Origin of the sequence: Parahaliea aestuarii, assembly GCF_008064635.1 — a bacterium.
Classification (GTDB): Bacteria; Pseudomonadota; Gammaproteobacteria; order Pseudomonadales; family Halieaceae; genus Parahaliea; species Parahaliea aestuarii.
The window spans coordinates 349,896-363,875 of record NZ_VRYZ01000002.1; the positions used below are offsets into that span (position 1 = coordinate 349,896).

Genomic DNA, 13,980 nt, shown 5'->3' on the forward strand with positions numbered 1-13,980 from the left:
TTCTGTCACTTTTTGTGCTAATTTGGACAACTCCATCGTCACACCAGGAATCGCGCATGTACACGGCTGCCGCCGCCCTCTACCCGGATGCCCTCGCCAGCAGCGTCACCCTGCCGATGGAAATCCTGCAGGCGGCGAGCCAGATGGCCAGCGTCGGCGAACGCGGCCGGGCACAGGCGCGCTTCCTGCTGACCGCGCCCGACACCACCCCGCTGCGCCTGGCCAGTGGCATCCAGCTTTCCCCGGACATCGCCTTCGACCAGCTGCCGCCTCTCGATCTGCTGATCCTGCCGGCCATCTGGCGCAACCCCCTGCCCACCCTGAAGGGGGCCTCACGGTGGCTGGCGCAGCTGGCGGCCATCGCCGGGCAGGGCACCCGTATCTGCAGCGTCGGCACCGCCAGCTGCCTGCTGGCAGAGGCCGGGCTGCTCGACGGCCGCCCCGCCACCACCCACTGGAACTACTTCGATCGCTTCGCCCGCCGCTATCCCCGGGTGCAACTGAAAACCCGCCACCTGATCACCCAGAGCGACAACATCTACTGCGTCGGCAGCGTGAATAGCATCGCCGACCTGATGGTGCACATCGTCGAAGGCTGGTTCGGCACCCGCGTGGCGCGGGCGGTCGAACAGCAATTTTCGCCGGAAATTCGCCGTTCCTTCCGCGCCGCGGCCTACCAGGACAGCACCCGCAGCAGCCACCACGACGAGACCGTGATACAGGCCCAGCAGTACTTGCAGGACAACCTGGCCAGCGGCGGCCGCCTCGAGGACCTGGCCCGGCAGCTGGACATCAGCCCGCGCACCCTGAGCCGGCGCTTTCGCATCGCCACCGGCTACAGCACCCAGCAATACCTCAACAGCCTGCGCCTGGCCACCGCTCGCGACCTGTTGCGGCGTAGCAACCTCAGCATCGCGGAAATCTGCTGGCAGCTCGGCCTGCAGGATGTGAGCTACTTTGCGCGCCTGTTTCGACAGCACCACGGGGTCAGCCCCATGCGCTATCGCGAGGCCGCCCGGGGCAAGCTGTTCGACCCGGTAGCCGGGGCCGGCCGGGGCCGCCGCCCTTGAGCGCCGGGCGGGTCTGTGGCTAAATGAGCGCCCGTTTTCGGGCCGGTTGAACCGCGCCCTGTCCCGTCCCACCTACCACAGACCGGATTTCCACCATGAGCCAAGAAGCTGTTGTCATTGTCGCCGGTGCCCGCACTCCCATGGGAGGCCTGCAGGGATCACTGTCCGAGGTCACCGCGCCGGAACTGGGCGCCACCGCCATCGCTGAAGCCGTTGCCCGCAGCGGCATCGACGCCGCCGATGTCGACGAAGTGTTCATGGGCTGCGTCCTGCCCGCCGGTCTCAAGCAGGGCCCCGCCCGCCAGGCGGCCATCGGCGCCGGCATCCCCAAGAGCACCGGGGCGGTCACCCTGAACAAGCTCTGCGGCAGCGGCATGCAGGCCACCATCTTCGGCTATGACAGCATCGCCGCCGGCACCAACAAGGTGGTTGTGACCGGCGGCATGGAAAGCATGACCAACGCGCCCTACGTCCTGCCCGGCGCCCGCAGCGGCCTGCGCGCCGGCCACAAGAGCATCTGTGACCACATGTTCCTGGACGGCCTGGAAGATGCCTACACCGGTCGCGCCATGGGCAGCTTCGCGCAGCAGACCGCCAACGAGCGCGGCCTGACCCGCGAGCAGATGGATGCCTTTGCCGTGGAGTCACTGACCCGCGCCAAGCGCGCCATCGAGGACGGCTCCCTGAAAGCCGAAACCGTGCCCGTCACCGTGAAAACCCGCAAGGGTGACGTGGTAATCGTCGACGACGAGCAGCCCCACAAGGCCGCCATCGACAAGATCCCCAACCTGCGCCCGGCCTTCGACAAGGAAGGCACCATCACCGCCGCCAATGCCAGCTCCATCTCCGACGGCGCCAGCGCCCTGGTGCTGATGGCAGAGAGCGAAGCCGAGCGCCGCGGTCTCAAGCCCTTCGCCCGCATTGTCGCCCATGCCCGCCACAGCCAGGAGCCGGCGGAGTTCACCATCGCCCCCATTGGCGCGGTGCAGAAGCTGTTCGACAAGACCGGCTGGAGCGCCGACAGCGTTGACCTGTTCGAGATCAACGAAGCCTTTGCCATGGTGACCATGCTGGCGATGCAGGACCTCGGCCTTGATCACGCCAAAGTCAACATCCACGGCGGCGCCTGTGCCCAGGGCCATCCCATCGGTTCCACTGGCTCGCGCATCATCGTCAGCCTGATGTACGCCCTGCAGAAGTACGGCAAGAAGCGCGGCGTGGCGGCACTGTGCATCGGCGGTGGCGAAGCCACAGCGGTTGCTATCGAACTGCTGTAGATTGCACCCACCTCCACCGCAAAGGCGCACTACCGATATGGCACTTTCCAGCATTCCCGATATTCTCGACGACATTCGTGCCGGCAAGATGGTCATCCTGATGGACGACGAGGACCGGGAGAACGAGGGTGACCTGATCGTGGCGGCCCAGGCTGTCACACCCGAGATCATCACCTTCTTTGCCAGCGAGGCCTGTGGCCTGATCTGCATGCCGATCACCGAGGAGCGCGCGCGGCGCCTGCAGCTGCCGCTGATGGTGCGCGACAACCGCTCCCAGCACGAAACCAACTTCACCGTGTCCATCGACGCCGCGGAGCGCAAGGGCCCGGGCATCAGCTCGGTACAGCGCGCCCACACCGCCCTCAAGGCGGTGGCCGCCGATGCCAAGCCCAGCGATATCATCCAGCCGGGGCATATCTTCCCGCTGGTGGCCAAGCCCGGCGGCGTCCTGCGCCGCGCCGGACATACCGAGGCCGGTGTTGACCTGGCCCGCATGGCCGGCTTCGAACCGGCGGCGCTGATCGTGGAGATCATGAACGAGGACGGCACCATGGCCCGCCGCCCGCAGTTGGAAGTGTTCGCCGAGAAGCACGGCCTGCGCATGGGCACCATCGCCGACCTGATCGAGTACCGCTCCCTGCACGAGCAGTCGGTGGAACTCACCGACAGCAAGCCGGTGAATACCGAATTCGGCCCCTTCGAGCTGCACACTTTCCGCGACCTGGTGGACGACACCCTGCACTTTGCCCTGACCCGCGGCGAGATCCGCGAGGACAGCGCCTGCCTGGTGCGGGTGCAAACGGTGAATACGCTGCGCGATGTACTGGGCACGCGCATCGAAGGCTCGGAGGGCTGGTCCTACCGCCGCGCGATGCAAAAGGTGGCGGAGGAGAACTGCGGCGCGGTGATCCTGATCGGCCAGCCACCGAATACGTCGGCCCTGCTGGACGAGGTGAAGCAGTTCCCGGAACCCCCGGCAGTGACTGGCCCGGCGAGTTCGGATGGCACGCAGAATTACCGGGTGATCGGTACCGGCTCGCAGATTCTGAAGCGCATCGGGGTCGGCAAGATGCGCCTGATGTCAGCGCCGGTACACTTCAATGCGCTGTCCGGTTTCAACCTGGAAGTGACGGAGTTTGTGGAGCCCTGAGTGGGCGACATGCACAGTAGTATTCCGAAGGGCGCTGCGGCGTCCTTTTTTGTTGGCAATTCTTTATAAGCCATTTGGGTCGAGGTGGTTCATAAACCCGCGCGCGGACCGGCCGGGAGCTTTCCGGGACACGCCGTGAACCCATCCATGGGGGGCTCTTCAGCCGGTACGCCGGAGCGGCCCGCCCAGGGCGCTGACGGTCCCGGAAAGCTCCCGGCCACCCCACGCGCTCCACCGCGAGAATTTCAGGCTTGCGACTTCGATCTTATTAGCCTGAATCTCGTGCTGACGCAGGGAGCCAATCGAGCATTCCTATTCCGAAGTAGCAGAATTGAAAAGACTACCGGTGGAGCGCGTATGGTACCCGGGGCTCTTCCGGGACCGTCAACGGCATGGATGCCGTTGAAGAGACTACATGGATGTATTCACGGCGTGTCCCGGAAGGGCCCCGGGTTCCGTGCGCGCGAAAGCAACGCACCCCACAGAGAACCGGATATACGTCTGCTTTACTCCTCCACACTCTCCCGCCGCAACTCCTGCGCATCCCGGTCACTCTCGCAGTACGGCATATCAATCCACCCGGACTGTGAATACAGCTCAGTGCTGTCCGCATAGTGATCCGAAGTCGGGTCAGTGGACTGGGAGTAAGTCAGCACCGCGTAGGCATCCGGGCAGTCGCTCTCATCCCAGGTCACCGCCTGAATGTAACTGTTGCCGGTGAAAATTTCCGAATAGCCCTCACCCTCCACCAGCGGCGAATAAATCGCGCTGAACATAAAACCGCCGGAACCCCCGTGGATACCGTAGCGCTCGCCATTCTTCTCGTCGTACTGGATTTCGCCCCAGGGTCGGTCCATCGGGATAGCCGCGTCCGCCAGCCGGCTTACCGCCGTTGAAAAGGCGCCGATGACCGCATCGCGGACCGCCGCGTCCGCAACGTTCAACTGCCGGGGGGTATTCACCGGGTCGGCGGGGTTGAAGGGCACCGCCCACTGATTTTCCGTGCCGTTAAAAGCGTTCCAGAACTCATAGAAAATATGGGCGCCCACGCTGTCCACGCGGTAGGCCCTGTCCCAGTTGGCGAGCACATCGCAGGCGAGCTCGTTCAGGGAAATACCGTCGCCCGAAGTGTAGTCAGCCCAGCTCTCCACCCCCTGACAGACCGCCACGACATCGTCAGCCACCTGTTGCGCGGTGTAGTTGGTGGCCTGGTACAGCAGGGTGCGCAGGTTGTCGATGTTGAAGCCGGGGTCGCCAAGGCCATCGGTACCGGCCAGCCGGCGTTCGGCCTGGTCAAAGGTCTGGCGGGTGCGCAGGCTCTGCTCCACTTCCTCGCGGCCGATGAGCGGGGAGAAGCCAGTCAGCAGCTGGTCCGGGTTGGACAGCCAGTAACTGTCGTTGGCGTTGGCGCCGTAGTTCCGGGTTTCCAGCTTGGGCAGGCTGTCGTAGCCGAAGATGCCTTCGGCCGTGCCCTCGTCGCTGCCCCATTCGCAGGCGGAGTCGGAACCGTCCATGGTGACGTAGCCGAAGTCGGTCAGCAGGGTCTGCAGGGTGCCGCGAATACAGTTGCTGTACTGGTTGACGGTGACATGGGGCACTACCGATATATCGCCGTAGAAGGCATCGCCGAAGCGGTCGGCAGCAATGGTGTTGACCCAGGGGATGCCGAGGGCGCCGAGGGCCTCCTTGAATTCGCCGAGGTTGTCGGCACGGCCCATGGCGATCCACTGCTCCATGCCACGCAGGTTATCGAGGTTGGCGTCGCGGTAGGTCAGCAGGGTGCCGACGCCGTTGGGCCAGCCGCCGAGCAGGGGCGACACGGTGCCGAGGTCGACGATCGGGCCGAAATGGCTGAGGTAGAAAGTGAAGTCCACGGTTTCCACACTGCCGTCTGCCCCGATGCGCTCGGCGGAAACGGTTTCGGCGGTGATTTCCCGCAGTTCGCCGTCGTAGAGGTACTCCAGCGGGTTGTCCGGGTTCAGTTCCAGCTCGTAGAAGGTAAAGCGGGTGCCGGTACTGACGGTGTGGCTCCAGGCCAGGTTCTGGTTGAAGCCGATGGTGTTGATCGGCAGGCCAGCCAGGGTGGCACCCATCACATCGTATTCATCCCCCATGGTCAGGTGCGACATGAACCAGCGCAGGTTGCCCTGCCAGGGAAAGTGGGGATTGCCGAACAGCAGGCCGCTGTTGCCCTGGGCGGCATCCGCTCCCACGGCGTAGGCGTTGCTGCCCATGGTTTCGTGCGTCGGGAAGTTCAACCCGGCCACCACCGTCTCGCGATCCAGGGCGGCGATCAGTTGCTCGGAGTCAGCGGGTGTCTCCAGATTCAACACCAGGCCTTCCGGCGGAGTGACCGCGGTAGAGAAATCCGCCAGCGGGCCGCTGCTGGCACGCAGTACCGCCTTGTGCAGCAGGCGGCCGATGTCGGCGGCACTCACCTCGCGCACCCACTCGGCGCCGCGGCAGCCCTCCTCGCCCTCGGCCAGGTTGTCGACGCCGGTTTCCCGCAGGTAGCGGTTCATCCCCGCGGCGTAGCCGGAGGCCAGGTCCACCACGTACTCGGGCGCCGCCTCGAAGAAGATGCGGTCGATACGCTCATCGCTGTTGAACAGCTTGTAGACAAAGTCCTCGTTGAGATCGCCCTCGTCGCCCAGGTAGCGGGCGGACTCACCGGCGGCGCGCACGAATTCCTTCATCGCCACGCAGTAGTTCTCCTGAGCATAGGCGTAAGCATAGCCGTAGCCGAGGCTGCCCCAATCCTGGGCGGTGATGTGGGGAATACCGTATTCGGTCCAGACGATGTCCGCCTGGTACAGGGGTGTGGGTTCGGGTGGCTCTGGCGGTTCCGGCGGTGTACCACCGCCACCGTGGTCAGAGGAATCGGAGCAGGCGAATAGCAGCGCGGAACTCAGTAGCAGGCTGGCAAGGCGCAGCGGTGCGCCGGGAAGATTCGGCTTCATAGGCTTACCTTTTATCGTTATATCAAGCTGGCGCCGTCACTGCGGCGCGAACCCGGAAGCATGTCACGCCGGGGGGGCAGCGTCCAGAGCTTCAGTCGAAGCGCGGCTCGCGCTTCTCCATGATCGCCATCACCGCCTCGATATTCTCCGCCGATCCGGCCTGGCGCATCATCGCCGCCTGTTCCGCATGGAAGGCGGCGTCGATGGCGGCCCGGTGCGGCAGGCGCAGGCAGCGCTTGATTTCCCGCAGGCCGCTCAGGGGCCAGCGCGCCACGGCCGCGGCCCGTGCCAGGGCCCGTTGCAGCAGCTCGGTATCCGGCACCACTTCCAGCGCCATGCCCAGCTCCACTGCCCGGGCGGCATCGATCCAGTCCGCGCTGTAGAACAGCTCCGCCGCGCGCTGGGCGCCGATATTGGCCTGCAACATATAGCTGCTGGCCCACTCCGGTGGCAGGGCCAGGGCGGCAAAGGGCAGGCGCAGGCGCAGGCTGTCGCCGGCATACACCATATCGGCGTGGAACAGCACCGTGGCGCCGCCACCTACCGCCACACCGTGGGCAGCGGCGATCAGGGGCTTGTCGAAATCGGCGACCGCCCGCGCGGCGGACTCAAAGGGATGCTCGCCCTCGCCGCTGTCGCCAAAGCTGGACAGGTCGACCCCGGCGCTGAAATTGTCCCCCGCTCCGTGCAGCACCACGCAACGCACGCTGTCATCCGCGGCGGCGGCCTTGAAGGCCTCCCGCAGCGCAATCCACAGTTCGTTGTCGATGGCGTTTTTCTTCTGCGGGCGGTTGAGGCTCAGCTGCAATACCGGCCCGTGGCGCTGCTGCAGCAGCTTGTCGCTCACGGGCTGTCACCGTGAAAGTGTACAAAGTCCTGCAATGCGGCGCGCTCGGTCTGGCAGCGATTGGCCGGGTGGTCCGGCTCCGGGTAACCAAAGGACAGGCCGAACAGCAGTTTGTTGCCGGCATCCACGCCGAGGGCTTCGCGCACCTGGTCGGCAAAGAAGCTGAGGGCGGTCTGGGGACAACTGCCGAGCCCGCGGGCGGTGATGGCCAGCATCAGGGTCTGGGCGAACATGCCGAGGTCGGCCGCCTCGCGCAGGCCAAAGGGTTCCGGCAGGAACAGGAAGGCCACGTGGGGGGCGTCGAAGAAGGTGAAGTTGCGCATGAAGGTTTCATGGCGGGCGGCCTTGTCTTCCCGGGCGATGCCCTGGGCGTTGTAAAGGGCCCAGGCGGCGCCGTGCTGACGATCCTTGTACACGCCCTCGTAGCTGCCGTCGTAGGGAAAATCCATGCTGATCTCGCCGGCCATGAACTTCTGCGGCAGGCTCTCGCGCAGTTGCTCCAGCACCGCGCCGGAGGCCACGTGCACCTGCCAGGGTTGGGTATTGCAGTTGCTCGGCGCCCGGGCGGCGTCGCGGAAGATCGCCTCCAGCGTCGCCCGCGGTACAGGTTCGGGGGTAAAGGCCCGCAGTGAGCGGCGCGCGGCGACCACTGCGCTGAAAACGCTGGCCTGTTCGGTCATAGGTAAATCTCTCATTCAGGGTGGTTCAACAGGCACGCCCGGCTGCCGGCCGGGCGCGATTACTCGCCCTTGAACACGGGCGGGCGCTTTTCCTTGAAGGCGCGCATGCCCTCCCTGGCGTCGGCAGAGCCGAACACCGGGCCGGCAAGGGCATCGGAAGCCACCATTGCAGCGGACTCCTCCATATCCTCCTGGTGCTCGCGCAGGGAGCGGGTCACCGCCTTCACCGCCAGGGGGCCGTTCTGGCAGATACGTCGGGCCATGCCCAGGGTGGTGGTGAGCGCTTCGCCGGGCTGCACAATGCGGTTAATCAGACCGCATTCCAGCGCCCGCTGGGCGCTCATGTGTTCACCGCACAGCAACAGCTCGGCGGCGATACAGTAGGGAATCTGCCGGCGCAGGCGCACCGTGGAACCGCCCATCGGGTACAGGCCCCGGGCCACCTCGGTCACGCCGAACACGGCGTCCTCGGCGGCGATGCGGATGTCGGTACCCTGCAGAATCTCGGTGCCGCCCGCCAGAGCATAGCCCTCCACCGCCAGCAGGATGGGCTTGCAGGGGCGGTTGTCGCGCAGCAGGGCCTGCCAGTGGACATTGGGTACCTCACTCATGACCTGCATGAACTCGTCGCTGGCCTGCTGGCCGTCGGGGCCGGCCTTGAGGTCCATGCCGGCGCAGAAGGTGTCGCCGTTGGCGGTGAGAATGGCGCAGTAGAGCTCGTCGTCCTCATCCAGCCGGCGCCAGGCCCGGTACATGCCCAGCAGCATGGCCGGCGTGAAGGCGTTCTTTGCCTCCGGCCGGTTCAGGGTGACGATGAGGACGTGGCCGTCCTGCTCGACAATGCAGTTCTCGGTGCTGATATCCAGCTCGTTCAACTTGTTACCTCCCCCCACACGCTGTACCGCGCGCTTCAATTGGCGATGTGGCGCCCGGACAGCGCCAGTTCCAGCGCTTTCGGATAGGCCGGCTTGCCGCTCGGTGCGCGCGGTACTTCCGACACCAGGTGCAGCTCCCTGGGAATCTTGTAACCCGCTATGTGCTCGCGTGCAATGCTCTGCAGGGATTCCAGCGTCAACTCCTGCCCCGCACGGGTCGCCACCACAGCGGTGACCTTGCTGCCCAGGCGCTCGTCGGGCGTGGCCACTACCAGGCAGTCGAACACCGCGGGATGGGTTTTCAGCGCCTGTTCCACCTCTTCAGGATAGACCTTCTCGCCGCCGGTGTTGATGCAATTGCTGCCGCGGCCGAACACGGTAATAGTGTCGTCCTCCTCCAGGCGCGCCTCGTCACCGGTCAGCAGCCAGCGTGCACCCTCCACCTGAATGAACGTTTTGGCGGTTTTGACCGGGTCGTTGTAGTACCCCACCGGAATATGGCCACCGCGGGAGAAGATACCGGTCTCGCCGTGGCGGGCCTGGCGCCACCGTCCCTCGCCCGCTTCCACCAGCACCGACATGGTGTCGTTGCGCGGCACATTGCCCAGCCCCTCACCGCGCTTGTTGCCGCCGTCGATACCCATGGCGCCGCCCTCGGAGGAGCCGAAGGAGTTGGTGATAAAGGCGTTGGGGAAGTGGGCCTTGAAGGCGGCCTGCTTGCTCTCGGAGAACACCGCGCCGCCGGAGCCAATATTGAAAATGCTGCTCAGCTCCCAGCGCCCGGGATTGGCTTCCAGCGCTTCCAGCAAGGGAATGGCCATGGCGTCGCCGACAATGGTGACGGAATTGACCTTTTCTTTTTCGACGATACCCCAGACTTCCTCGCCCACCAGCGAATGATGCGGGTTGAGCACGACGGTATTGCCCGCCAGCAACTGGATACAGGCATACCACCAGCAGGCGCCGTGCATCAGCGGCGCCAGCGCCATGCCGATAATGGGGAAATCACCCACCCGGGATGCAATCTGCTCGGGCTCGGTGATGGCGCCGTCCGGGTGATACCAGCCACCGCCGCCCATGGCCGCGTAGAACACTGCTTTATGCGGCCACATCACGCCCTTGGGCATGCCAGTGGTACCGCCCGTGTAGAGGACAAACAGATCGTCGTCGGCACGCTCTTCAAAGTCGCGGCCGGCTGGCTGCCCGGCCAGTACCTCCTCGTACCCGGCGCTGCCCACCGCGGCCGGGTCGGCGCCGCTGTCGTCATCCACGTACACCAGGGTTTTCAGGTCCGGCGCCGAATCCAGCACCTCGGCGATATGCGGGGAGAACTCCCGGTGGTGTATGCAGGCCACCATGTTGGCGTTGTCGAAAATGTACAGCAGTTCGTCGCGCACGTAGCGGTAGTTGACGTTGATCGGCACCGCCCGCAACTTGAAGCAGGCCAGCATGCCCTCCAGGTACTCGTTGCAGTTGAACAGGTAGAGGCCAACGTGATCGCCGGCGCCCACACCGCAACTCGCCAGGTAGTGGGCCAGCTGGTTGGCGCGCTGCTCGAGCTGGGCAAAGCTGGCGCGCTGCCCGCCGCACACCAGCGCATCGCGCGTGGGAACCTTGTCGGCAACCATTTCAAACAGGTCGGCGATATTGAAATGCCTGGTCATGGCGTAATCCTTGCGTGATAACTACATACTAGACGTAAGCGCCGCCCCGTCCAGCCGCGCACAACGCGCCGGGGCGGGACAGCGCCGAGTGGCCGTCAGGGCTTGTCGGCCCCGACAATCCACATGGAGAAGAACTGGGCGCCGCCGCCGTAGGCGTGGCCCATGGCCAGTTTTGCGCCCTCGACCTGGTGGGCGCCGGCATCGCCGCGCACCTGCCGGGCCGCCTCGGCAAAGCGGATCATGCCGGAGGCACCGATGGGATTGGAGGACAGCACGCCGCCGGACGGGTTCCAGGGAATGTCACCCCCCTCGTCCAGGGACGTTGCCCCCTCCATGGTCAGGCGCCAGCCCTGCCCTTCCTCGGCAAAGCCCAGGTTTTCCAGCCACATGGGTTCGTACCAGCTGAAGGGAACATAGATTTCCGCCACATCCAGGTCCCTGCGTGGATCGCGAATGCCAGCCTGGGCATAGACGTCGGCGGCACAGTCGCGGCCGGCGCGCGGGTTCACTTCCTCGCGCCCGGCATACATGGTGGGCTCGGAGCGCATGGCGCCACCGCGAATCCAGGCCGGAGGCTTGGCGCTGGAATCCACAGCATCCTCCGCGGCAATCACCATGGCACAGGCGCCGTCAGACGAGGGGCAGGCCTCCAGCAGGCGCAGGGGATCCCACAGCATCATGGACTCCTCTACTTCCTTCATGGTGATGTCGGGCTTGTGCAGGTGGGCCAGCGGATTGCGGGCGCCGTGCAGGCGATCCTTCACCGCCACCTTGATGCCCACATCCCAGGGCGCCTTTGAACGACGCATGTATTCGCGGATGATGGGCGCAAAATAGCCACCGGCCCCGGCGTTCAGGTGCACCGCAAAGGGCTGGGGCGTGGACAGCGCCCACATGGCGTTGGACTCGGACTGTTTCTCGTAGGTCACGGTCAACACCCGCTTGAAGGTGCCGCTCTGGACATGGGAGGCCGCCACCAGGGCGGTGGAGCCTCCGACCGAACCGGCGGTGTGCACCCTCAGCATGGGCTTGCCGTTGGCGCCGAGGGCGTCCGCCAGGTAGCACTCGGGCATGACCACGCCCTCGAACATGTCCGGCGCCTTGCCGATCACCACCGCGTCGATGTCCTCGAAACCGAGGCCGGCGTCCTCCAGTGCATTGACTGCCGCCTCGCGCAGGAGGCCGGCGATGGAGACATCGCCACGTTTGGTCTTGTACCGGGTCTGGCCGGTGCCGATCACTGCTGCCAGTTGTGCCATTACGCTGCCTCCACGACTGCGACCAGATTGTGTTGCAGGCAGGGCCCGCTGGTGGCGTGCGCCACCCCGCGGCGGGCCTCGCCACTGACAATGCGCTGGAACACCTCGCCAACGCGCGACAGTCCCGACGCCATCATCAGGTTGCCGGCCAGTACGCCGCCGGAGGGGTTGACGCGGGTACCCTCCCCCAGGCCCAGCGCGCGGCTGAGGATGATTTCCTGGTGACTGAAGGGCGCATAGAGCTCAGCCACGTCGATCGCGCCGTCGGCCACCCCCGCCGCCTCGGCTGCGCGCCGGGTGGATGGCGAATCGGTGAGGTCGCGGGTGCAGAGGTTGTGGCTCTCGATGCGGTGATCGATGCCGCGGAGAATGGCGTAGGGCTTGCCCCAGGCCTCGGCCTGCTCAACCGTGGCGATGATCATGGCGCTGGCGCCGTCGGACACCGGGCTGCAATCGTGGCGACGCAGGGGCGAGACAAAAGGCGCTTCCTGCAACAGTGCTTCCACACTCAGGTCACCGGCCAGCTGGGCGTGCGGGTTGTTCATTGCATTCCGTCTGGAACGGGACACCACAGCGGCCATATCGGCCTCGGTAATCTTCCCGGCATCCAGCATCAGCCGCGCCTGCATGGCCGCCAGCGAGACAGTGTCGACCCACAGGGGCGCCAGATAGTAGGGGTCCAGCTGCTGGGACAGGACGATCGGCAGCTCACCCGGCGAAGACTTGGCAAAGCCGTAGATCAGCGCCGAATCGGCGTGGCCCATGCGGATTTTCAGCACCGATTCATACAGCGCCCAGGCGGCGTCCATCTCTACGTGGGATTCGCGGATCGGCGGCACGGCCCCCAGTGCATCCACCCCGGCGACAAAGGCAAAGGCGGCGCCCTGCAGGTAGTCACAGCTGCCGGAGCAGACAAAGTCCACATCCTGGGCATTGTGCAGCCCCACCTGATCCATCACCGCGCGAATCTCCGGCATGATCAGCTCCACCTCGTTGGTGGCGCCGGCGCTGGCCTGGCAGTCCGACTGGTGGAAGGCGACAATGGCAATGTCTCGCTGCGCGCTCATGGCTTTCAACCCGCTCATGGCTGCACCTCCCGGCCGTCAACCCCCAGTTTGCCGATGAGTTCCACCGGCACATCGGGTTCATCCAGCGGTTTGTAGTAAATAATGTTGTCCATCTTGTAGTCCCACTCGGCCTCGGGCTTCCATACCGCCTGTACCCGCTGGCCGATATGCACCTCTTCGTTCACGCATTCGCTGAGCAGGTGGATAAAGGAAATGTTGGCGCCGTCGGGCACCAGGTTGGCGACAATATACGGCGGTTTGATCGGATTGCCGGGGATCGGGATATACACGATGGTGAAGGACTGCACCGTGGCCTTGTTGGACAGGGTGACCTCTTCCTCGGTGGCAATGCCGCAGGCCGGGCAGGCGCCCCGCGGCGGAATATAGACCTGGCTGCAGCCCGGGCAGCGCTGGCCGGTCAGTCGCCCCTGCTTCAGCGCCGACAGGAACCGGCTGGGCGCGCGCCCGGCGGTGAACTGGTACTGCAGGTAGACCGGCGCCTCGATGCCGGTCACCGGTTCGCGTGCCTCACTCATTGCGTCACCTCCGCCAGTTCGAAACAGGCAATATCCTTGATGTGCCCGCGGGTCTCCTCGGCCCAGCGCACCTTCACCCGCGCGCCGGTGGCGAGTTGGCTCTCGCTCGCGGCACTGACGCAGTGAATCATTGCCACGTCGGCACCGTCGAGTTTGATCATGGCCCAGGCAAAGGGCTGCTGCAGGGGATGGGCCCGGCGCGGTTCACTGACCCAGCACCAGCTCACGATTTCGCCCTGCTGCCCGACTTCCACGAAGTCATCCAGGGCGGCGGCGGTGTCGGAGTCGTACTCCATCGGCGGTACGATCACCCGGCCATCGCTGGCACGCACGCCTTCGATGCGCCGGTCCCGCAGGCCGGTGAGGAAGCGACCCACCACCGGACCGGTGGACCGGGTGTAAGTAAAGCCCAGCTCGAAGGCTTCGCTGAGCACTTCTGTTGGGGACATGGCGACCCTCCGTCGTCTTTGCTGTTAGCGTTATTGAGATCAGTATCAGGCACTGCCCCCAATGCCTCAATGGCGGGAAGTTCCAGGTCGGGCTGACATTTCTGATCAGGGTCACCACCGGCGCGGCGCTATTCCCCGCAGCCCCG

The 13,980-nt window shown here is 65.4% G+C and carries 12 protein-coding genes; 3 read left to right on the forward strand and 9 right to left on the reverse strand.

Annotation, left to right across the window (positions count from 1 at the left end; genetic code table 11):
• Positions 1–56: 56 nt before the first annotated feature.
• The 3 genes from FVW59_RS05895 (at position 57) to ribB (ending at position 3,497) form a co-directional block, all read left to right on the forward strand.
• The gene (locus tag FVW59_RS05895; protein ID WP_148063302.1) at positions 57–1,070 is read left to right on the forward strand and encodes a GlxA family transcriptional regulator; all 1,014 of its coding nucleotides are present in this window, start codon (positions 57–59) and stop codon (positions 1,068–1,070) included.
• Positions 1,071–1,165: 95 nt separating this feature from the next.
• The gene (locus FVW59_RS05900) at positions 1,166–2,347 is read left to right on the forward strand and encodes an acetyl-CoA C-acyltransferase (RefSeq protein ID WP_148063303.1); all 1,182 of its coding nucleotides are present in this window, start codon (positions 1,166–1,168) and stop codon (positions 2,345–2,347) included.
• A 37-nt stretch (positions 2,348–2,384) separates the two neighbouring features.
• Positions 2,385–3,497 carry a 3,4-dihydroxy-2-butanone-4-phosphate synthase gene (gene ribB / locus FVW59_RS05905; RefSeq protein WP_148063304.1) on the forward strand — a complete coding sequence of 371 codons (1,113 nt, stop codon included), beginning with the start codon at positions 2,385–2,387 and terminating at the stop codon, positions 3,495–3,497.
• A gap of 506 nt (positions 3,498–4,003) precedes the next feature.
• Here ribB and FVW59_RS05910 read toward each other — a convergent pair.
• The 9 genes from FVW59_RS05910 to FVW59_RS19690 all read right to left on the reverse strand — a co-directional run bounded on the left by FVW59_RS05910 (position 4,004) and on the right by FVW59_RS19690 (position 13,834).
• On the reverse strand, positions 4,004–6,457 hold the full coding sequence (locus FVW59_RS05910; RefSeq protein WP_148063305.1) for a penicillin acylase family protein: 2,454 nt from the start codon (positions 6,455–6,457) through the stop codon (positions 4,004–4,006).
• A gap of 91 nt (positions 6,458–6,548) precedes the next feature.
• Positions 6,549–7,304 (reverse strand): enoyl-CoA hydratase/isomerase family protein, encoded by a 756-nt coding sequence (locus tag FVW59_RS05915; RefSeq protein ID WP_148063306.1) that lies wholly within the window; start codon positions 7,302–7,304, stop codon positions 6,549–6,551.
• Positions 7,301–7,984 carry a nitroreductase gene (locus FVW59_RS05920; protein WP_148063307.1) on the reverse strand — a complete coding sequence of 228 codons (684 nt, stop codon included), beginning with the start codon at positions 7,982–7,984 and terminating at the stop codon, positions 7,301–7,303. Before FVW59_RS05920 ends, FVW59_RS05915 begins: the two co-directional genes overlap by 4 nt.
• Positions 7,985–8,043: 59 nt before the next feature.
• A complete protein-coding gene (locus FVW59_RS05925) occupies positions 8,044–8,859 on the reverse strand; it encodes a crotonase/enoyl-CoA hydratase family protein (RefSeq protein WP_148063308.1) in 816 nt (271 codons plus the stop codon).
• Between the two features lie 35 nt (positions 8,860–8,894).
• Entirely contained in the window at positions 8,895–10,523 is a 1,629-nt protein-coding gene (locus FVW59_RS05930) for an acyl-CoA synthetase (protein WP_148063309.1), read from the reverse strand.
• Positions 10,524–10,618: 95 nt separating this feature from the next.
• Positions 10,619–11,782, reverse strand: a complete 1,164-nt coding sequence (locus tag FVW59_RS05935) for a thiolase domain-containing protein (protein ID WP_148063310.1) — start codon at positions 11,780–11,782, stop codon at positions 10,619–10,621.
• Positions 11,782–12,867 (reverse strand): lipid-transfer protein, encoded by a 1,086-nt coding sequence (locus FVW59_RS05940; RefSeq protein ID WP_246139646.1) that lies wholly within the window; start codon positions 12,865–12,867, stop codon positions 11,782–11,784. The genes FVW59_RS05935 and FVW59_RS05940 overlap by 1 nt, the downstream gene beginning before the upstream one ends.
• Complete coding sequence (locus FVW59_RS19685) at positions 12,864–13,385, reverse strand: Zn-ribbon domain-containing OB-fold protein (RefSeq protein ID WP_222711437.1); 522 nt, start codon at positions 13,383–13,385, stop codon at positions 12,864–12,866. The genes FVW59_RS05940 and FVW59_RS19685 overlap by 4 nt, the downstream gene beginning before the upstream one ends.
• Positions 13,382–13,834 carry a Zn-ribbon domain-containing OB-fold protein gene (locus tag FVW59_RS19690; RefSeq protein ID WP_222711438.1) on the reverse strand — a complete coding sequence of 151 codons (453 nt, stop codon included), beginning with the start codon at positions 13,832–13,834 and terminating at the stop codon, positions 13,382–13,384. Before FVW59_RS19690 ends, FVW59_RS19685 begins: the two co-directional genes overlap by 4 nt.
• Positions 13,835–13,980: the final 146 nt, after the last annotated feature.

Bases quoted from the DNA above. Each gene is read 5' to 3' on its own strand.
- FVW59_RS19685 (WP_222711437.1), bottom strand. From the start codon at position 13,385: ATGAGTGAGGCACGCGAACCGGTGACCGGCATCGAGGCGCCGGTCTAC.
- ribB (WP_148063304.1), top strand. From the start codon at position 2,385: ATGGCACTTTCCAGCATTCCCGATATTCTCGACGACATTCGTGCCGGC.
- FVW59_RS19690 (WP_222711438.1), bottom strand. From the start codon at position 13,834: ATGTCCCCAACAGAAGTGCTCAGCGAAGCCTTCGAGCTGGGCTTTACT.
- FVW59_RS05940 (WP_246139646.1), bottom strand. From the start codon at position 12,867: ATGAGCGGGTTGAAAGCCATGAGCGCGCAGCGAGACATTGCCATTGTC.
- FVW59_RS05935 (WP_148063310.1), bottom strand. From the start codon at position 11,782: ATGGCACAACTGGCAGCAGTGATCGGCACCGGCCAGACCCGGTACAAG.
- FVW59_RS05910 (WP_148063305.1), bottom strand. From the start codon at position 6,457: ATGAAGCCGAATCTTCCCGGCGCACCGCTGCGCCTTGCCAGCCTGCTA.
- FVW59_RS05920 (WP_148063307.1), bottom strand. From the start codon at position 7,984: ATGACCGAACAGGCCAGCGTTTTCAGCGCAGTGGTCGCCGCGCGCCGC.
- FVW59_RS05895 (WP_148063302.1), top strand. From the start codon at position 57: ATGTACACGGCTGCCGCCGCCCTCTACCCGGATGCCCTCGCCAGCAGC.
- FVW59_RS05900 (WP_148063303.1), top strand. From the start codon at position 1,166: ATGAGCCAAGAAGCTGTTGTCATTGTCGCCGGTGCCCGCACTCCCATG.
- FVW59_RS05930 (WP_148063309.1), bottom strand. From the start codon at position 10,523: ATGACCAGGCATTTCAATATCGCCGACCTGTTTGAAATGGTTGCCGAC.